Source organism: Alistipes sp., from assembly GCF_048465575.1.
Taxonomy (GTDB): domain Bacteria; phylum Bacteroidota; class Bacteroidia; order Bacteroidales; family Rikenellaceae; genus Alistipes.
The window spans coordinates 32438-51756 of sequence record NZ_DBFWLG010000009.1; the positions used below are offsets into that span (position 1 = coordinate 32438).

Annotated in this window: 13 protein-coding genes and 1 other RNA gene; 12 read left to right on the forward strand and 2 right to left on the reverse strand. The window is 61.0% G+C overall.

The annotated features are described in order from the left end of the window. Window position 1: 1 nt before the first annotated feature. Both ACMQ11_RS02835 and ACMQ11_RS02840 read left to right on the forward strand, forming a co-directional pair. Window positions 2-3034: an efflux RND transporter permease subunit gene (locus ACMQ11_RS02835; protein ID WP_418991153.1), complete on the forward strand. Its 3033-nt coding sequence runs from the start codon at window positions 2-4 to the stop codon at window positions 3032-3034. Continuing rightward, window positions 3031-4269 (forward strand): TolC family protein, encoded by a 1239-nt coding sequence (locus ACMQ11_RS02840; RefSeq protein ID WP_418991154.1) that lies wholly within the window; start codon window positions 3031-3033, stop codon window positions 4267-4269. The genes ACMQ11_RS02835 and ACMQ11_RS02840 overlap by 4 nt, the downstream gene beginning before the upstream one ends. A 116-nt stretch (window positions 4270-4385) precedes the next feature. On the opposite strand, the gene ACMQ11_RS02845 is transcribed toward ACMQ11_RS02840, so the two are convergent. After that, window positions 4386-4793 (reverse strand): OsmC family protein, encoded by a 408-nt coding sequence (locus ACMQ11_RS02845; RefSeq protein WP_418991155.1) that lies wholly within the window; start codon window positions 4791-4793, stop codon window positions 4386-4388. Window positions 4794-4946: 153 nt separating this feature from the next. Between ACMQ11_RS02845 and ACMQ11_RS02850 the strand changes: the two genes are divergently transcribed. Genes ACMQ11_RS02850 through ACMQ11_RS02865 form a run of 4 tightly spaced genes read left to right on the forward strand, consistent with a single transcriptional unit; the run spans window position 4947 to window position 10551 of the window. After that, window positions 4947-7928: a tetratricopeptide repeat protein gene (locus ACMQ11_RS02850; protein ID WP_418991156.1), complete on the forward strand. Its 2982-nt coding sequence runs from the start codon at window positions 4947-4949 to the stop codon at window positions 7926-7928. Window positions 7929-7930: 2 nt separating this feature from the next. Continuing rightward, window positions 7931-9670: a hypothetical protein gene (locus ACMQ11_RS02855; RefSeq protein ID WP_418991157.1), complete on the forward strand. Its 1740-nt coding sequence runs from the start codon at window positions 7931-7933 to the stop codon at window positions 9668-9670. Window positions 9671-9728: 58 nt separating this feature from the next. Further along, window positions 9729-10022 carry a DUF2089 domain-containing protein gene (locus ACMQ11_RS02860; protein WP_418991158.1) on the forward strand — a complete coding sequence of 98 codons (294 nt, stop codon included), beginning with the start codon at window positions 9729-9731 and terminating at the stop codon, window positions 10020-10022. Then, window positions 10006-10551, forward strand: a complete 546-nt coding sequence (locus ACMQ11_RS02865; RefSeq protein ID WP_418991159.1) for a hypothetical protein — start codon at window positions 10006-10008, stop codon at window positions 10549-10551. Before ACMQ11_RS02860 ends, ACMQ11_RS02865 begins: the two co-directional genes overlap by 17 nt. A gap of 117 nt (window positions 10552-10668) precedes the next feature. Here ACMQ11_RS02865 and ffs read toward each other — a convergent pair. After that, window positions 10669-10767, reverse strand: an RNA gene (ffs, locus tag ACMQ11_RS02870) — signal recognition particle sRNA small type. A gap of 48 nt (window positions 10768-10815) precedes the next feature. Here ffs and mltG point away from each other — a divergent pair. From mltG to ACMQ11_RS02900, 6 genes are all read left to right on the forward strand, one after another. Further along, window positions 10816-11829: an endolytic transglycosylase MltG gene (gene mltG, locus ACMQ11_RS02875; RefSeq protein ID WP_418991160.1), complete on the forward strand. Its 1014-nt coding sequence runs from the start codon at window positions 10816-10818 to the stop codon at window positions 11827-11829. 20 nt (window positions 11830-11849) lie between these two features. Beyond that, window positions 11850-12452: an L-threonylcarbamoyladenylate synthase gene (locus ACMQ11_RS02880; RefSeq protein ID WP_418991161.1), complete on the forward strand. Its 603-nt coding sequence runs from the start codon at window positions 11850-11852 to the stop codon at window positions 12450-12452. A gap of 17 nt (window positions 12453-12469) precedes the next feature. After that, window positions 12470-13042, forward strand: coding sequence for a DUF4199 domain-containing protein (locus ACMQ11_RS02885; RefSeq protein ID WP_418991162.1), 573 nt, complete (start codon window positions 12470-12472; stop codon window positions 13040-13042). Between the two features lie 3 nt (window positions 13043-13045). Further along, complete coding sequence (locus ACMQ11_RS02890; RefSeq protein WP_418991163.1) at window positions 13046-14002, forward strand: glycosyltransferase family 2 protein; 957 nt, start codon at window positions 13046-13048, stop codon at window positions 14000-14002. 3 nt (window positions 14003-14005) lie between these two features. Next, complete coding sequence (locus tag ACMQ11_RS02895) at window positions 14006-14470, forward strand: DUF4293 domain-containing protein (RefSeq protein WP_418991164.1); 465 nt, start codon at window positions 14006-14008, stop codon at window positions 14468-14470. Window positions 14471-14720: 250 nt separating this feature from the next. Beyond that, entirely contained in the window at window positions 14721-19196 is a 4476-nt protein-coding gene (locus ACMQ11_RS02900) for a DUF5689 domain-containing protein (RefSeq protein ID WP_418991165.1), read from the forward strand. Window positions 19197-19319 lie beyond the last annotated feature (123 nt).

Consider the following 19319-nt stretch of genomic DNA (forward strand, 5'->3'; position numbering starts at 1 on the left):
CATGAGCCTACCCGAATATTCGCTGCGCAACTCCAAGGTCATCTGGTTTTTCCTCTTCGTGCTGCTGGCAGGCGGCCTCCTGGGCTTCTCGACGCTGGGCAAAAAGGAGGATTCGGTCTTCGTCATCAAGAGCGCCTCGCTCGTCTGCTCCTATCCGGGCGCCACGCCGCTCGAGGTCGAGCAGCTCATCAGCGAACCCATCGAACGCGAGGTGCAGTCGATGCGGCTGGTGCACAAGATCACCTCCGAATCCTACTACGGACTCTCGAAAATCCAGGTCGAACTCGACCCCGCCACCCGTGCCTCGGAGATTCCCCAACTCTGGGACGAACTGCGCCGCAAGGTGCTCAACGTCCAGCCGCAGCTGCCGGCCGGGGCTTCGCCCGTCACCGTGGCGGACGATTTCGGCGATGTGTACGGCATCTATTACGGCCTTTCGGTCGACGCGGGCTACACGTGGTCCGAGCTGCGCGACTGGGCCCAGCGGCTCAAGACGGCGCTCGTCACGGTCGAGGGCGTGCAGAAAGTGACGCTCTTCGGCGAGCAGACCCCCGTGGTGAACGTTTATGTCAGCCTGGCTGCGCTGGCCAATTTCTCGATCCGCCCCGAGACCATCGTCCAGACCATCGGCCAGCAGAACACCATCGTCAACAGCGGCGAAAAACAGGCCGGGAAGCTCCAGGTGCAGATTCTGGAGGACGGGACCTACAAGGAGCTGGACGACATTTCAGACCAGCTCCTGATCTCCTCCTCGGGCAAGCAGTACCGCCTGGGCGACATCGCCCGCGTCGAGCGGGGCTATGCCGAGCCGCCCCGCACGCTCATGCGCATCGACGGACGCCGTGCCGTGGGGATCGGCATTTCGACCGAGGCGCGTGTCGACGTGGTCAAGACGGGCGCTAAAATCACCCGCATGCTCGACGCTCTCGTGCGCCAGATGCCCGTTGGCATGGACCTCACGGTGCTCTACCCCGAGGACCGCATCGCCCGCGAGGCCAATGCCACTTTCGTGCTGAACCTGGCCGAGTCGGTCGGTATCGTCATCCTCATCATCATGCTGGTCATGGGCTTCCGTGCGGGGGTGCTGATCGGCAGTTCGCTCCTCTTCTCGATCGGCGGCACGCTGCTTTTGATGCAGTTTCTGGGCGAGGGGCTCAACCGCACGTCGCTCGCGGGCTTCATCATCGCCATGGGCATGCTCGTCGACAACGCCATCGTCGTCACGGACAACGCCCAGCAGGCGATGCTGCGGGGCGTCGAACGGCGCCGGGCGGTGGTCGAGGGGGCCAACGGCCCGCGCTGGAGCCTGCTGGGGGCCACGCTGATCGCCATCTTCTCGTTCCTGCCGCTCTACCTCGCCCCCTCGGCCGTGGCCGAGATCGTCAAACCGCTCTTCGTCGTGCTGGCTCTCTCGCTGCTGCTGAGCTGGGTGCTGGCACTGACGCAGACGCCCCTGTTCGGCAATTTCATGCTCAAAGTCAAAGCCACGGGCCGCGATCCCTACGACACGCGCTTCTACCGCGCTTTCGACCGGCTGCTGGCCGGGCTTCTGCGCTGGCGTTGGGTCGTGGTGGCGGTGGTTGCAGGACTTTTCGTGCTCTCGCTGGTGGTGATGGGGATGATGCCCCAGAATTTCTTTCCGTCGCTCGACAAACCCTATTTCCGCGCCGACGTGCTGCTGCCCGACGGCTACAACATCCGCGAAACGGAGGCCAACATGCGCCTCATGGAGGAGTGGCTCGCCGCACAGCCCGAGGTGAAAACCGTCTCGGTGACGATGGGTTCGACGCCTCCGCGCTACTACCTGGCCAGCAGCAGTACCTCGCTCAGGCCCAATTTCGGCAATATCCTGGTCGAACTCGACGACAAGCGGCAGACGGTCGGGGTCGAGGAGCGGTTCAACGCGTTCGTTGCCGCAAATTGCCCCGACGTATGGCTGCGCTCGTCGCTCTTCAAACTCTCGCCCGTGCCCGATGCGGCCATCGAGTTCGGATTCATCGGTGAGAATATCGATACGCTGCGCAGCCTGACTGCCCGGGCCGAGGCGATCATGTGGCGCACGCCCGGAGCGGTGAACATCCGCAACGGCTGGGGAAATCGCGTGCCGACGTGGATGCCCGTCTATTCGCAGATGAAAGGGCAGCGGATCGGCATCACCCGTTCACAAATGGCCCGCGGGATCACCGTGGCCACGCAGGGCTACCGCCTGGGCGAGTACCGCGAGGGCGACCAGTTCATGCCCATCCTTTTGAAAGACGAGAATATCGACGCCTACAACCTGACCAACTTGCAGGCGCTGCCGATCTTCACCCCGGGCGGGCGCGTCTTCTCCATCGAGCAGGCCACCGACGGCTTCCGTTTCGATTTCCGCAACGGGGTCGTGCGCCGCTACAACCGCCAGCGGGTGATGAAGGCGCAGTGCGACCCGGCCCGCGGGGTCAACACCATGCAGCTCTTCGCCGCCCTGCGCGACTCCATCGGGCGCGAAATCGTACTGCCGGAGGGCTACTCGCTCAAGGTCTTCGGCGAGCAGGAGAGCCAGCAGGAGTCCAACGAGGCGCTGGCCGCGAACATGCCTCTGACGATGGTGCTGATCCTCGTCGTCCTGCTCCTGCTGTTCCGCAACTACCGCGATCCGGTCGTGATCCTGCTGATGATCCCGCTGATCTTCATCGGCGTGGTGCTCGGTCTGGCGGTGACGGGCAAGGTCTTCAATTTCTTCTCGCTCCTGGGATTGCTCGGGCTGGTGGGCATGAATATCAAGAACGCCGTGGTGCTGGTCGAACAGATCGGTTCGCTGCGTTCGTCGGGACTGGGAGCCTACGAAGCGCTCACGGCGGCCACGCGCAGCCGCCTGGTTCCCGTGGCGATGGCTTCGGGCACCACGATCCTCGGGATGCTGCCCCTGTTGTTCGACTCCATGTTCGGGGCCATGGCCGCCACGATCATGGGCGGACTGCTCGTGGCGACGCTCCTGACGGTCTGCGTCCTCCCGGTGGTCTATGCGATCTTCTACAACATCCGAAAACCATGAAACGACTGCTGACTTTTCTTCTGGGCGCGCTCTGGGTGCCGGTGTGTGCGCAAACATCGCTTGCGGAGTACCGCCGTGCCGTCACCGATTACAGCTGGCAGCTCAAGATCGCCGTCTCGCGCAGCGAAGAGGCGGCTCAGACGATGGAGCAGGCGCGTACGGGCTTCCTGCCGCGCCTCTCGTTGGCGGGGAGCTTCACGGCCAACGCGCGCCACTACGACGGGGTGGAGCACTGGACGTTCGGCGTGTTGCCCCAGCTGGTGCAGACCGTCTATGGCGGCGGAGCCGTAAAGGCCCTCTACGAGCAGGCCTCGCTGGGCTACGGCATCGCCCTGTGCGACGAGGAATTTTCGCGTCTCGACGTGCGCTATGCCGCAGACTACGCCTACTGGAACCTCTCGGCCATGGGGCTCCATGCCGAATCCATGCGGCAGTACGTGGCCATTATCCGCTCGCTCAAAGAGATCGTCGACCGCCGTTTCGACGAGGGGTACATCGCCAAGGGCGACGTGCTGATGATCGACGCCCGGCTGAGCGAAGCGGAGTACGAACTGGTCACCGCCGAGCAGAACTACTCGGTGGCCGTGCACAATTTCAACATCCTGCGCGGGACCGATCCCGCTCTGGACGTGCACCTTGCACAGAGCATCCGCGATACGCTGGCCCTGCCCCGGCGGGTGGCGACCGATCTGGCGTTGCAGCGCCGCCCCGACTATGCCGCAGCCCGGCTCCGCTCGGAGCAGGCCGAGGTCGGCATCCGCACCGCGCGGGCGCCGTACAACCCGCAGGTATCGGTCGGCATCGGCGGCTCGTGGCAGCCCTACGTGCCCAACCGGACCGGCGCCACGACGGTCGACGGCTCGGCTTTCGTGCAGCTTTCGGTGCCCATCTTCCACTGGGGCGAACGGCGCCGGGCCGTGGGTGCCGCACGCGCCGTGCAGTTGCAGACCGAATGGGCGCAGGCACAGCTGCACGATGCGATCGTGCAGGAGGAGATGAACGGCTGGACGGCCATCGTCGACAGCCGGGCGCAGGTCGACGCCTCGGAGCGGAGCCTTCGGATCGCCGCCGAGAACCTCGAACTGAGCACCTACTCCTACGGCGAGGGGCTTTCGACTGTTCTCGACGTGTTGCAAGCCCAGCTGAGCTGGATTCAACTCTACACCAACGCCATCCGCGCGCACTACAACTACGCCCGCTCCATTTCGGACTACGAGCGCATCACGGCGGAGTAATTGAGAATTGAGAATTAAAAATTAAGAATTGAGAATTACAAGTCGACTATTCGCGTCATATCACTTCCCCTTTTTAATTTTTAATTTTTAATTTTTAATTCTTATATTGCGGAGTCTTACGCCTCCACCGCGTCGGTGCTCACCACGGCGATCTCGCGCGAGACAGGGGCGATGCGGCGCAGCATCTGCAACATGCCGCAATAGGTGTCGTGCGTCAGTTCTACCGCGCGGCTCACCCTGGCCTGGTCTTCCTCGGTGCCGCATTCGACGTTGTAGACCACGTGGAACGAACGGAAAGTGCTGTCGGACTGTAACTTTTCGGTGGAAAGATCGCCCGAGAAACCGATCTCGAAACGTTTGGGCGCGATGCGCTCTTTCTGCATGATGTGTATGGCCGTCTGTCCGGCGCACTGGGCGGCGGCATAGAGCAGCAGCTCCTTGGGGTTCATCTCTTCGCAGCAGGTGCCTGCCTCGGGCGCGAAACGGCCCTCCTGGTTCAGTTGAACGGTTACTTTCTCGATCATGGATTCCGGATTTTAGATTTAACTCCCTGCATGGGGCAAATTCCGTTCCCCAAGAGTTCTCGGACCGGTAAAATTTGTTATCTTTGTCCGGTAATTCCTGCCCGGACCCAAGGCACCGGCTTCGCGTCCCGGCTTTCTACACAGATGATGCTTATGCGAACACTCCGGTTTCTGTTGCTCCTGCCCGCCCTTGCGGCGAGCCTTTTCGTCGTGCGGGCCGCCACGCCCGAGACCCGCGCCGCCCTCGAGCGCGGACGCGAACTCTTCGACCTGGGCCGCTGGAGCGATGCCCGCCGCGAATTGCAGTGTGTGCGCACACACCTGGCCCCGACGGACCTTGCCGAGATGCAGCAGGTCGATTTCCTGCTCGCCGCCACGGCCGTCGAACTGGGAAGCCCCGATGCGGCGGGTGCGCTGCGCGATTTCGAAAAACGCTACCCGGGTTCGGTCTACGCCAACGACGTGCGTTTCTCGCTGGGCTCGTTCTACTGCTCGGCGGGCGACATGCGGCGTGCCCGCGAGGCGTTCGACAAGACCGATCGCCGGGCGCTCGACGCCCGGCGCCGCGAGCAGTACGACATCCGGATGGGGTACGTCGAGTTCAACGACGGCGACTACCGCGCGGCCTACGCCGCGTTCGACCGCATTCCCGACCGCAGCGAATACGCCGACCACGCGCGCTACTACAAATCCTATATCGATTACGCCGAGAACAAACTGGGGCGCGCCCGGCAGGGTTTTGCGGCCTTGCAGCGCAGCGACGCCTACCGCGATGTGGTGCCCTATTACCTTTTGCAGATCGAATTCCGCGAGGGAAACTACCGCTATGTGGTCGACAATGGCGACGCGCTGGCCCGCCGTGCCGTGCCCGAGCGCCGTGCCGAAATCGAGCGCGTGGTCGCCGAATCGTGGTTCCGGCTCGAAGATTACAACAAGACGCTCGACCACCTTGCGGCCTTTGCGGCTGCGGGCGGAGAACCGGACCGCGACGCCAGTTACCTCAAGGGCTTCTCGCTCTACCGCACGGCCCGCTACGACGAGGCTGAAGAGTGGTTGCGCAAGGTGTGCGGGCCGCGGGATACGCTGACGCAGAACGCCTCCTACCACCTGGCGGATTGTTATCTGCGGGCCGGGGATAAAAAAGCCGCCATGCAGGCTTTCGCACTGTCCGCGGACGAGACGCTCGACGGGACCGTGGCCGAGGATGCGCTGTTCAACTATGCCAAACTGCAATACGAGCTGGGCGGCGGCGCTTTCAACGGTGCGATCAACCTCCTGACACGCTATGTCGAGCAGTACCCCTCCTCGCCCCGCGCCGGGGAGGCGCGCACGCTGCTGATAGCCGCTTACTACAACTCCCGCGACTACGATGCGGCCTACCGTGCCATCAAGACCATGCCAACGTCCGATGCAGACATTCGCGCGGCGTTGCAGAAGATCGCCTATTTCCGCGGCCTGGAGGCGTACGCAGCGGGCGACCTGCGCGCGGCGCAGCGTTACCTCGCGGAGTCAGCGGCCGTGAATGTCAGTCCCAAATACGAGGCGCTCAATCAGTTCTGGCAGGGCGAAATCGCCTTTGCACAGGGCGACTACACCGTAGCCGCAGCCAAATACAACGCCTACCTCAAACGCGCTCCTCGCTCCGCGCCCGAGTATGCCCTTGCGTGGTACAACCTCGGCTACTGCGCCTTTTCGCGCGGCGACATGCCGCAGGCCTCGGCGGCTTTCGACAAATTCCTCGCGGCGCATCCGGCCCGCGACCGCTACCGCGCCGATGCGTTCAACCGCCTGGGCGACATTCGATACGCCGAGCGCCGGTTCGAGGCGGCGGTAGGGGAGTACGACAAGGCGGTCGCTGCGGGCGGCCCCGAAAAGCACTACGCCGAGTACAAGCGCGCCGTCACGCTGGGCATCCTGGGCCGCACGTCCGAAAAGGAGCAGGCGCTCCGGCGGATCGTCTCCGAGGGCCGGGGCGACTTTGTGGACGAAGCCTCCTACGAATTGGGCCGCACATTTATCTCGCAGGAAAAATACGCCGAGGGCGCGAAGCAGCTCGAACGGTTCGTCGCCGACTATCCCTCCTCGCCCCGCCGCGCGCAGGCGCTCTCCGATCTGGGGCTGGCCTGGCTCAACCTGGGCGACCGGGAGAAATCGCTCGAATACTACGACAGAGTGGTCACGTCGGCGCCCCGTTCGGCCGAGGCCCGCGAGGCGATGCAGGGCATCCGCGAAATCTATGTCTCGGAGGGCAACGTGGACGCCTATTTCGACTACGCCTCCAAGGCGGGCATCGAGAGCGACCTGACGGCCCTTTCGCGCGACTCGCTCTCGTTCGCCGCAGCGCAGAAGCTCTACCTTTCCGACCGGCGCGAGGCGGCTGCAAAGTCGCTGCGCAGCTACCTTGCGAGCTATCCCAACGGCAACTACCGGATCGATGCGCTCTACTTTCTGAGCGACTGCTACCTGCGCTCCGAAGCGCGTTCGGAGGCGATCGAGACGCTCTCGGAACTGGCCGCCGCGGGCAACAACCGCTATACGGTGACGGTGCTCGAAAAACTCGCTGAAATGACCTGGGAGGACAAACGCTACGACGAGGCGGCCGCAGCCTACCGCCGGCTCTACGACGTGGCGACGACCGCCGGCGGCCGCGAGCAGGCCATGACGGGCTACGTCCGCGCGACGCTGGCCGGAGGCGATGCGGCCCGGATCGAGGCGATGGCGGCCGATGTGTGCGCACACACCGACGCCGGAGCCACGGCGCTGCGCGAAGCGCGCTTCGCCCGCGCCGAGCAGCTGCGCGCGGCGGGCCGCATGGCGGAAGCCGTCATGTTGTACGGGCAACTCGACGCCGAGGTCCGCACCCGCGAGGGATCGGCGGCGGCCTACTATGTGATCGAGAACCTCTACCAAAGCGGCGACATGGACGGCACGGAAAAAGCAGTCTTCGCCTATTCCGAGCGCGAACCGCAGGCCTACTGGCTGGCCCGGGCGTTCGTCCTGCTGGGCGATGTCTATGTGAACAAGGGGGACGATTTCCAGGCCCGTGCCACCTGGCAGAGCGTGGTCGACGGCTATTCGCCCGCCGACGACGGAATTGTCGAAATGGCCCGCGAGCGGATACAAAAACTCAACTGACGATGAAAAAATTGCTGATTGCAGCTCTCTTCGCGGCGCTCCTGCCCCCGGTCGCGCAGGCGCAGGTGGAAAAACAGGTCGAGGTGACCAAGGCCTATGTCCCCAGCCTGGAGAGCGCCGAGAAACTCTCCATCGCACCCGACATGACCGACACGGTGCGCATGCGGCCCGAGATAGACTATACCATCACGCCCCTCTCGCTTCGGACGACGCTCACCACGCGCCCCATCCGGCCCGCGACGGTTACCTATTGGGAGTTCAACCGCCCGCTGCCGTTCTACCTCAAGGTCGGGGCGGGCTATCCGCTCAACTCGGTGCTGGATTTCTACGCTTCGTCGCAAAACCCCGGCACGGGCTACGTGGTGGGGTATGTCAACCACGAGGGGCGCTACGCCGAGATCGCCAACGAGTTCGGGGTGAAAAACAACTCGGTGCGCATGCAGAACCGCGTGGGCGCCGCTGCGGGCAAGTATTTCGGTCGGCATATGCTGGAGGGCGAGGTGAGTTATGAAAACCGCCTCTACCACCGTTACGGGGCTTTCGACGCCGCCGAAGCGGTGGAGCCCGACCTCGCCGCCGAACGGTTCCGTCCCGGCTCGGCAGTAGATTACGGCGACGCAAGGGTGGCCGTGCGCTTCGGCGATGCGTTCCAGGACCTGAGCCGCACCAATTTCGAGGTGGCCTTGGGCGGAGGGCTCTTTTTCGATCACTCCGACGCACCGCACTACAACGACCGGGCGCGCCAGAGCGCTTTCGACGTCAGTGCCCGCCTCGCCCGCGCTTTCGGACGGCACACCCTTTCGGCCGAAGCGGGCTACGAGCGGCAGGCCGGACAAAAAGCGCTGGCCGACTACAACCGGCAGCAGATCCATGCCGCCCTGCGTTACGGTCTGAGCGGCGGGGTAGTGCGCCTGGAGGTCGGTGCCGACTACTACCATGACAAGATCGAGGGCTCCGAATCGGGGAACTACGTCATCCCATTCGCGCGGCTCGATTTCAACCTCGGCACCGCCGGGCTGCGGCCTTTCGTCGAGGTCGACGGCAGCGTTCGGGACAACGGCTTCCGCTCGCTTACGCGGCAGAATCCCTATGTGGTCAACGCGACGTGGCTCGGCAAGAGTTCGGTGGATTACAACGGCCGCTTCGGGATCGGCGGCAGCCTTTGGCGCAACCGCTTCGCCTACCGCCTTTATGCCGCTTTCTCGATCCGCGACAACCACCTCTACTGGGTGGGCTCCGACGTGGGATGGAACGCAGCCGCAGATCCCGGACCGGTCTACTGGCCGGGGGCTTTTCGGCCCGTCATGGCGCGCCAGACAGCCACCTCGTTCAACGGCGAGATCGAATACAGGCCCCTGAGTCGGCTGCGGCTCGATCTGGGCCTGCACGGCACGGTCTACAACGACGATGTGCCGCTTGAGAACGGCAGCCCCAAGTTCGAGGGCAACGTGGGCATTCGCTACGAGGGGCCCCGGATCGCGTTCGGCGTCTCGGCCCATCTGCAAAGCGAGCGCGCCTGGTCGCTCTTCGAAGCCGATCCGACCGAGCTGCCAGCGGGGGCTCCCGAAACCTTTACGGCCCCGCTCGCCATCGATCTGCGCCTCGATTTCGAGTGGAAGATCACGGGCCGCATCGCGCTCTTCGCCCAGGGGCGCAACCTGGCCGACCGGCGGCTCTACCGCTTTGCGTGTTATCCCGAATACGGGGCGAATTTCACAGTAGGCGTGAAGATGAATTTTTAGTATTCGACGGCGAAAAAAACGTATATCGATTCCAACAGAGTCAACCTCCAATTAAGATATGGCCCAATTCAAAAACCTGCCCAAAATGTGCCCGTCGTGCGGTAAACGGCTGAGTGTTCATTCGATGCACTGCAACGGGTGCGATACGCACATCGAGGGAAACTACTCGCTGCCGGTCATGATGCAGCTATCGGCTGCCGATCAGCAGTTCGTGCTGGATTTCATCAAAAGCAGCGGCTCCCTGAAAGAGATGGCCCAGAAACTGGGCCTGAGCTATCCGACGGTGCGCAACCGGCTGGACGACATCATATCGCAACTCACAAAATTCGAAAACGATGAGCAGGATTCTTAACCCGTTCGAGTATCTCTCCGTCGGCAAGGCCCTGGGATGGGGCCTTGCGGGGACCGTTCTTTGCGTGGTCTTGGTGTGCATCGCCCGTTGGCCGGTCGAATGGTCGTTTACGGAGGTCATGTCGATTCTCTCGACCAACCTGGTGCTGTGGCTGCTGATGGCGTCGCTGCTCTATGTTTCGGCGCTGGTCTTTTCGCCCTCGCGCATCCGCGCCCTCGATATTTTCGCCACCAACCTTTTCGCCCTGTTGCCCGTGATCGTCGTCTACGGTATTTCGAGCGTCTTGTTCGGCTGGATCAGGGGGTTCAACCCCGAACCCAAGAGCATCGCCTGGCTCGCCGTTTCGGGCTTCTACTACCTCATGCTGCTCGTCTCGTCCATCTCGCTGGTCTGGTCGATGGTGTGGGGGTGCATGGCTTTCCGCGTCTCGGCCAATATCAAGAACGGCAGCGGCGTAGCCATCTTTCTGGTGTGCTTCGTGATCGTCAATTTGGCGATCCAGTTGGTAATAAGCTATTTCAGTCTTTGAATACGTTTTTGCGCATCGCAAAAGGGAGCGGTTTTTGCCGCTCCCTTTGCGGTTGCAGGACGTCTCGACCGGAAACGAAACGTGCTGCGACCTTTCGGGCCGCAGCACATGTTAAAAAATGGGTGAGCTCCTTATATCGCACCGCTACGACCGCATACCCTTGCTCGATTCCTCGCCTGGGGGATTCTGCGGGAGCTGGTCGTATAAGACTCACCCGGGCACAAAAGTAGGAAAATTTTATATCTTTGCAAAAAAATTAGCGGAATGCGTAAAAAAACTTTGCTCGGCATCGTGCTCGGAGTGTTGGTGCTCCTTGTAGTCGCGGGGGTGGTCGTGCAGCGGCAGTTCTACGGAAACGCCGTAGGGGAAGAGTACGAACTTTTCGTCAGCCGCCGTGCGGATTACGGCGAGCTGACCGATTCGCTGATGCCCCGGCTGCGGCACCGTTGGGCGTTCGGGGTCTATGCCCGCCGGATCGACCTGGAGCAGACTTTCAAGCCGGGCCACTACGAGCTGAAACCCGGCATGAGCGTCATCGAGGTGGCGCGCATGCTCAAGCTGGGGCTGCAAACTCCCGTGCGCGTGACGATCAACAACGTGCGTACGCCGGCGCAGCTGGCTGAGAAACTCGCGCGGCAGATCGACGCCGATTCCACGCTTCTGACCGAGGTGCTGACCTCCTCCGAGGTGGCCCGGAGCGTGGGTTTCGACAGCGTGACGCTCTTTTCGATGTTTCTTCCCGATACCTACGAGTTCTACTGGACGGTGACGCCGCGCGAACTGATCGCGCGCATGAAGCGCGAATACGACCGTTTCTGGACGCCCGAACGCGACGCTCGCCGCGAGCGCAGCGGCCTGAGCCGGCTGGAGGTGATGACCCTGGCCTCGATCGTCTACGAGGAGACCCGCAAGACGGATGAAATGCCCCGCATCGCCGGGGTGTACATCAACCGCCTGCGCCGCGGTATTCCCTTGCAGGCCGATCCGACGATCAAATACGCCATGCAGGATTTCGGCCTGCGCCGCATCCTCTACCGCCATTTGAAATACCCGTCGCCCTACAATACCTATATTAACAAAGGGTTGCCGCCCTCACCCATCTGCATGCCGGGTCGCGCGGCCATCGAGGCCGTGCTCGATTTCGAGCAGCACGACTACATTTTCTTCTGCGCGCGGCCCACGTTCGACGGCTACCACAATTTCGCGCGCACGCTCCGCGAGCACAATGCCAACGCCCGGGCGTACAGCGCCGAGCTGAACCGGCGGAAGATTCGATAATTTTTCGTACATTTGTCGTCATGTTGACGAAGATCTACGGGGAGAACCCCTCGGAAAGGGAGTTGCAGCGGGTGGTTGCGGCGTTGGAAAACGACGGGATCGTCATCTATCCCACCGACAGCGTCTACGCTTTCGGCTGCTCGCTGCGGTCGCCGCGGGCCATCGAACGCCTGCGCCGCATCCGGGGCAAGGGTGTGTCCGAACTTGCCGTGGTCTTCGAGAACCTGTCCCAGGTGGCGGAGTATTGCCGTGTGGACAATGCGGCGTTCCGCATCCTCAGGCGCAACCTGCCCGGCCCGTTCACTTTTCTGCTCCCGGCTTCGGGACGCATGCCGGACAAGGCGCTCGAAAAACGCCGCACTATCGGCGTGCGGATTCCCGCCAACGCCATCCCCCGTGCCGTGGTTGCGGCGCTGGGGTGTCCGCTCCTGACCACCTCGGTCCGCGAGGATGACCAGGCCGAGGAGTATACGACCGATCCCGAGCTGATTCACGAGCGCTACGGGCGCGAGGTGGCGCTGGTCGTCGACGGCGGCCCGGGCGACCGGGTGCCTACGACCGTGGTGGACCTCACGGACGAGGAGCCCGAAATCGTGCGCGAGGGAAAAGCCCGACTGCAATGACGTAAAGAAACAGCATAATGGAACCAAAGAATTACTGGAAAGAAACGGCCCGCTGCGGCGCCCTGGTCGGCCTCCTGCTGGCCGTATCGTTCTTGCTCGAAACACGGATGATGCTCGCCGGCAGTTTCGGCGTGTATGTTCTCGAATGGATCGTGGCCGTGGGGTTGCACTACTACCTGCTGCAACGCTTCTCGCGCAGCTATTCGCTCGGCTTCGATGCCGAAGAGGGCTTTTCGTTCGGCCGGGGGTACGGCTTCGTGCTCTCGGTATCGGCCGTGGCCGGCGTTGTGCTCGGGGTGGTGCAATACCTCTATCTGAACCTCTTTCTGGGCTATGCGAACTATACCGAGCGGGTGGCGGCCGTCTTCACCGACATGCTTGCCCGCGACGGCGGCGTCCCCGCTTCGATGCAGGCTTTCGTTGCACAGGCGATCGGGATGATCGAGACGGCACCGGCGCCCTCGTTTCTGGGGACGATCTGGAGCGGCGTGTTTTCGAGTCTGCTGTTCGGCCTCTTTTTCGGCCTGATCGTTGCCGGTATCGTGGCGCGCGCTCCGCGGCCTTTCGGGGAGGAGACAAACGAGGAGTAACCGATGGAAAAACTCGACATATCGGTCGTCGTGCCCCTCTACAACGAGGCGGAGTCGCTTCCCGAACTGGTTGCGTGGATCGACCGCGTGGCTCGTGGCGGGAATCTTTCGTACGAGGTCATTCTGGTGGACGACGGCTCTACGGACGGCTCGTGGCAGGTCGTCGAGCGGCTCAAAGAAAAATATGCTGCCGTTCGGGGAATTTCGTTCGCCCGCAACTACGGCAAGTCGGCCGCCCTCTACTGCGGATTCGCAGCGGCGAAAGGGGAGGTGGTCTTCACGCTGGACGCCGATTTGCAGGACTCGCCCGACGAGATTCCGGCCATGCGCCGCATGATCCTCGACGAGGGGTACGACCTGGTTTCGGGGTGGAAAAAACGCCGCCACGACCCTGCGGGCAAGCGCTGGCCCAGCAAATTCTTCAACTGGACGGCCCGCTCGGTCTCGGGCATCCGCCTGCACGATTTCAACTGCGGGCTCAAGGCGTACCGCCGCCAGGTCGTCAAGGCGATCGAGGTCTACGGCGAGATGCACCGCTTCATCCCGATCCTGGCCCGCCAGGCCGGATTCCGCCGCATCGGCGAAAAGGTCGTCGAGCACCGCGCCCGCAAGTACGGCTGTTCGAAATTCGGCCTCGAACGCATGGTGAAAGGGTATCTGGACCTCATTACGGTGCTGTTCATGTCCCATTTCGGGCGTTCTCCGATGTATTTCTTCGGCAGCCTCGGGACTTTGATGTTCCTCGTGGGCGGCGGCACGACGGTGTGGATCATTGCGGCCAAGATCTGGAAGCAGCTGCACGGGATCCCTTTGCGCGCCGTGACGGACCAGCCGCTGTTCTACCTGGCCATGCTGGCCGTCATCCTCGGCGTGCAGCTGTTCCTGGCCGGATTCCTGGGCGAATTGATAAACCGCGGATCGAGCGAGCGGAACAAATACCTGATCGACAAAACTTTGTAAACGATGATACAACGCATTCAGACCCTTTATCTGCTTGTGCTGACGGCATTGATGGCCGTCACGCTTTTCGCGCCCCTGGCCTGGTTCGCAGGCGAGGCGGGCGAATTCACGCTCCATGCTTTCGCACTGCGGACCGCCGACGGTGAGTCCGTGCAGCCGACCGCCTACATGGGCGTGGTGCTGGCGCTTGCCACGGCGGTGCCGCTGGTCACGATCTTCCTTTACAAGCGCCGGCTGTTGCAGATCCGCCTCTGCGTGGCCGAGATGGTGCTTCTGCTGGGGGCTGCGGTGATGGAGGGAATCTACTATTTTCTCAGTTGGCGCGTTTTCTCCGACCAGACTTTCCACATGCAGGGTTTCAAACCGTCGATCGCGCTGCCGCTCGTGGGGCTCGTTTTTGCCTACCTGGCGGTCCGCGCGATCTTCCGTGACGAGATGCTCGTACGCGCTGCCGACAGAATTCGCTGACAAACTAACGGTTATGGCCCGGGATGTGCATGGGAAATGCACGTCCCGGTTTTTTATCGCCGGCTGCAATACGTTGCGAAAATTGTTGCAGGAGATAAATTAACCCGTTTGTAACAGAAAAAAGGCGGCCTTGGCTTTGTCAGTCCGGAAAATAATTTTAAATTTGAGCCACAATATTGCTATTATGTAATTAATTGTAAGAATTTTAAGATATATATTAACGATTTTTAATTACTTAATCAAATCTTCTATGAAAAAGATGAACTTATGGAAGTTGTTGTTCGGCGCGATGCTGGTGTTTGCCGCCACGGCTTTCACCTCGTGCGTGGACGATAACGAGGACAACGGTATGCCTTTTCTCGATGTGACACCCGACGTGCTGTCGTTTACGGCGGACGGCGAGGCGCTGGACGGCGTTTCGGTGTTCAAGGTGAAGAGCAACCGTCCCTGGGAACTTTCCATCGAAGCCGGCGGGGAGTGGGTTACCGCATCTCCGGTCAAGGGCAACAGCAATGCGACGGTCGAAATCCTCGTGCCTGCAAGCAACGAGGGCCGGATCGCCACGCTGAATTTCCAGCTTAAAAACACGTACGGTGCCTACCTGACCAAGACGGTGACCGTGCAGCAGGGCGACGCACCCAAGGCCGGCCCAGTCAGCAAGCTGAATGAGTATATTCGCACGGCACTCGGCAGTACGCAAAGCGGATCGACCGTCGATCTGAATTACAGCGAGACTACCGTCGAGGGTGTCATCCTGGCCAATAACGAGGGCGGAAACAATTTCGGCAAACTCTACGTGGGTGACAATATTTCGCTGCCCAATTCGGCCGTTATTCTTTACGATACCAAGCTGTTCACCAAGGCCAATAGCGTGAACTATCCGGTGGGTAAGAAAGTTACGCTCAATCTTTCTTCGGCCCAATACGCTCCGTTCGGAAACCTTCGGGAGGTGAAAGGTGTTGCGATTACGGTCTCGGAAGAGGATCCTGTCGAAGTTGTGGTACCGTCGCTGACCGCAGCCCAGCTCAATGCGGGCAACTACCAGGGCCAGTATGTTAAGGTGCTCGATCTGACGCCGCAGGAGACCTATGTCGGCGAAGCCTGGGCGACCGGCTCGAAACGCAAAGTCGTACTCGATGCCGCCGACAAAGAGACCGTGCAGTCCTTTATGTCGGACAATACGGAGACGAACGCTTCCGATTTCGCTTCGCTGATTATCGTAGCCAACACGGGTGCCATGCTGGGTACCGCAGAGCAGAACTACGACAATATCCAGCTTATCCCGACCAAACCGTCGGATGTTGCCGCATTCGTTTCGAACGCTCCGATGCTCAACACGACCCCCTCGGACAAGATCACGCTGGGCGCCGCTGCCGGTGTCTCTTCGACCATTTCGGTCGTCTCGAACCTCGCATGGACCGTCTCCACGAACGGCAGCGGCTTTACGGTCGATCCTGCGTCGGGCGAAAACGCCGGTACGGTTACCGTCACGACGACGGCTGCGAACGAGGACCAGGCCGAGAAAGAGCTGGGTTCCGTGACGTTCACCGCCGAGGGCGTCGAGCCGGTGATTATCAAGGTGCTCCAGTCGGGCAAGGTCGATGCGCTCTTCGTCGAGAGCTTCGGCGACCTGGAAGAAAAGTTGGATTCGTGGCCCTATTTGGATACAGAGGCAGCCCAGCAGTACCTGGTTCGCGGCGGCTACGGCTACCAGAGCGGCAGTTCGTACAGCAGCAGCAACGCTTCGGTCCGGTGGACGGCTACGACCTCTCCCGAGGCTGCTACGGCAGGATTTACGGGCAAGGGACATATGTGGCTGGCCGGCCGCACCAAGGAGGGCGACGCCTATTTCGCTGTCAACCAGCTGACGCTGACCAATGAAACGGGCATCGATTTCTCGTTCGGTATTCTGGCGGGAACGAATCCGTTGGATTTGGCTACGGATAAACCAACCGTATCTGTTTCGTTCGACGGAAACAACTGGACAAAAGTTGAATACGCTGTTTCAGAACAGCTTAACGGAACCAAATGGAAGAAAGTGACGGGCTCGTACGATTTCCCGCAGGCCGCTTCGCAGCTCTGGTTCAAGATCGCTTACGAATATACCGGCACGACCAATAAGACGGGTCTGCGTATCGAGGACGTGCTGCTGACGGCCCGCACGGGCGGTGTCGTTCCGGCCAGCGTCTCTACGACGGCTGCTTCGGCGATCACCGAGACGACGGCTACGGTCGGCGGATCGCTCGCCGGCGCCAACATCGCCGACTACACGGCCGTTGGCGTGCAGTATGCCGTCAAGACGGCTGCGGCTGCGGATTGGAATGCCGCCACCAAGGTTGCTGCAACGAGCAAAACCTCTCCCTGGACGGTGAACCTCACGGGGCTGGCTGCCGGCACCACCTATGTATATCGCGCCTACGCTACGCCCGCGAGCGGCGCGGAGCTGGCCGGCTCGGAGTTGACTTTCACCACCGAAGCCTCCGCTACGAGCGATGCCGACGTTTGGATCGACTTTACCAAGGACGCGGCCGTTTTCCCTGCCGATTTCCCGACCAAGAAAGGTACCTATGGTCCCGCGACCTACCAGTTCGGCACCGGAAAGGATTTTACCTTGGTCGGCACCATGAATGGAACAGACGAGCAGGGATATTATAAAGGTTATGTTTATGTCGATAATAAAAAGACGGATAAGACCTATCTGATGCTGGGGTCGAAAGACGCTTATATCGAGCTGCCCGCCGTGGCCGGCAAGTCGCTCTCGAAAGTCGTCTGCACCTCTACGAACGCCGTTGCTGCCGTTGAGGTAGCCATTACGGATGCAGCCGGAGCCGTCGTTTCCGGCGGTGCGGCGCAGACCTGGACCGCACAGACGCAAGCGTCCTATACCTACGAACTGAGCGGCACGGCCGAGAATACTCGATACCGGATTCTGGTCGCAAACGCAAAGAACGCCCAGTTTACCCGGCTGGAACTCTGGTACGCCGACGGCGGCTCCACGCCGACGCCGTCGCTGACGCCCGCCACGGCTTCGATGGAGTTTGCCGCCGAGGCGGATGCTACGGGCAAGACGCAGGTGTATACGGTTGCCAATGCCGACGGACTGTCGCTCTTCGCCACGGTGGCCGATGCGACCAATTTCAAGGCCGAGGCGACCGACAAAACCGTCAAGGTGACGACGCTGACCGACAACGAGAGCGCCGAGGCCCGCACGACGACCGTAACGGTCTTTCTGGCCGAGAACGCAACCGCCGAGAAGAAAGCCACCGCGACGATCAACGTGACGCAGGCCGGCAAGGCGGCAGCAACTCCCAAGACGGTGGCGGAGTTCGTGACCTACATCAAATCCCTCAATGTCGCCAATAAGGCTACCGCATCCCTTTCCGAATGGGCCGGGCAGACCGTCGAGGGGTATATTGCCGCGAACAATTCGGGTAACAACCTCTACAAGTTGCTCGCCGTGGTCGACAATACCGGCAACCCCGGTTCGGGTATCATCCTTTCCGACAACCAGTATACGGATTTGACAGCCTATCCGGTGGGTGCCAAGATTTCGATTCCGATCACGGCTACCTCGGAGGTGTACAACGGCGGTTATTTCAAGATCAACAAGGTGGAGCCCGTGGTCGACAAGAATACGACCGTCACGATAACTCCGGCCGAAATCACGGTAGCGCAGTTCAACACCAACGACTACCAGGGGATGCTCGTCAAGATCGGCGGACTGCACTATACGGGCAGCGAGACGACCTGGATCACCACTAATGACAACTACCAGTACCGTCTTTTCAACGACGGGACCACGGAGCTCTCCGTTGCCAACTACAAGACGGTGACGTGGAAAGACGAGATGATCTCCCAGACCAAGACGAACGGTTATCTGATCGGTGTGGGCGAGTATTACGACAACAAGGCCCAGCTCTACCCGCAAACTCCGGCCGACGTAGCCGATTTCAAGAGCACGACGCCGACCATTACGGGCGTTACGCCCTCGTCGCTCTCGTGGAATTTCGATCAGACCGATAGCAGGGATGTGAACGTCTCAATTGCCGGCACCAGCGCCGCGCTGAGCCTGCATGGCGACATCGCTCCTTTCACGGCTGTGACCAACGGCGATAGGATCACCGTTACCCCCCCCCAGGCGGCCAATGAAACCGATGCGGACATCGTAAAGACAATGACCGTATCGATCGCCGGCGGCAACAGCATGAATGTCACGCTGACGCAGAAAAAGAAGCCGGCGGCAGGGCAGGTCGCTACTTTCTGGAAAGACGATTTCAGCCAGTTCGATACGCTGAATGAAGACGGAACCAGCGATATTGCTTCATCGCTTACCGGATCGGTTGACGATTATAAAGACAAGTATTCCTCGGGTGCTAAAGTTTACGCAGGAGCGAATGGAACACTGAAATTCGGTTCGAGTTCTGCAATCGGTACTTTGACTACTCCTGCCATGAAAAATGTTCCCGGCGCATCGGCTTCCGCTGAGTTGAATTTGGATTTGAAAACCTTTGGTTCCGACAAAACGCAAGTGGTGATTACGGTCAACGGCGGTGGTACGATTCAAGGGGCCGAATCGGTTACGACGGACCAGTTGACGGCCGATATGCAGACGTTGACTTACACGTTGGAAGGCATTACTCCCGAGACTACGGTTACCGTTGCTGCCCGAATCAAGTCGAAAAATCGTTTCTACCTCGACAACCTGACGATAGTAGAAAGGAAATAACCGGCTTTCGAAATAAGTTATCCCTCCCCGGCAGGAATTTCCCTGCCGGGGGCGGGTTTTCCGAAACAAAGCCTACTTTTGTATACAGAATAAGATCGAATGACTTTGAAACACAACTATAAC

Excerpts from the sequence above, each read along its gene's own strand:
- mltG (WP_418991160.1), top strand. The coding sequence starts at position 10,816 with ATGCGTAAAAAAACTTTGCTCGGCATCGTGCTCGGAGTGTTGGTGCTC.
- ACMQ11_RS02840 (WP_418991154.1), top strand. The coding sequence starts at position 3,031 with ATGAAACGACTGCTGACTTTTCTTCTGGGCGCGCTCTGGGTGCCGGTG.
- ACMQ11_RS02900 (WP_418991165.1), top strand. The coding sequence starts at position 14,721 with ATGAAAAAGATGAACTTATGGAAGTTGTTGTTCGGCGCGATGCTGGTG.
- ACMQ11_RS02855 (WP_418991157.1), top strand. The coding sequence starts at position 7,931 with ATGAAAAAATTGCTGATTGCAGCTCTCTTCGCGGCGCTCCTGCCCCCG.
- ACMQ11_RS02865 (WP_418991159.1), top strand. The coding sequence starts at position 10,006 with ATGAGCAGGATTCTTAACCCGTTCGAGTATCTCTCCGTCGGCAAGGCC.
- ACMQ11_RS02850 (WP_418991156.1), top strand. The coding sequence starts at position 4,947 with ATGCGAACACTCCGGTTTCTGTTGCTCCTGCCCGCCCTTGCGGCGAGC.
- ACMQ11_RS02885 (WP_418991162.1), top strand. The coding sequence starts at position 12,470 with ATGGAACCAAAGAATTACTGGAAAGAAACGGCCCGCTGCGGCGCCCTG.
- ACMQ11_RS02880 (WP_418991161.1), top strand. The coding sequence starts at position 11,850 with ATGTTGACGAAGATCTACGGGGAGAACCCCTCGGAAAGGGAGTTGCAG.
- ACMQ11_RS02890 (WP_418991163.1), top strand. The coding sequence starts at position 13,046 with ATGGAAAAACTCGACATATCGGTCGTCGTGCCCCTCTACAACGAGGCG.
- ACMQ11_RS02860 (WP_418991158.1), top strand. The coding sequence starts at position 9,729 with ATGGCCCAATTCAAAAACCTGCCCAAAATGTGCCCGTCGTGCGGTAAA.
- ACMQ11_RS02845 (WP_418991155.1), bottom strand. The coding sequence starts at position 4,793 with ATGATCGAGAAAGTAACCGTTCAACTGAACCAGGAGGGCCGTTTCGCG.
- ACMQ11_RS02835 (WP_418991153.1), top strand. The coding sequence starts at position 2 with ATGAGCCTACCCGAATATTCGCTGCGCAACTCCAAGGTCATCTGGTTT.
- ACMQ11_RS02895 (WP_418991164.1), top strand. The coding sequence starts at position 14,006 with ATGATACAACGCATTCAGACCCTTTATCTGCTTGTGCTGACGGCATTG.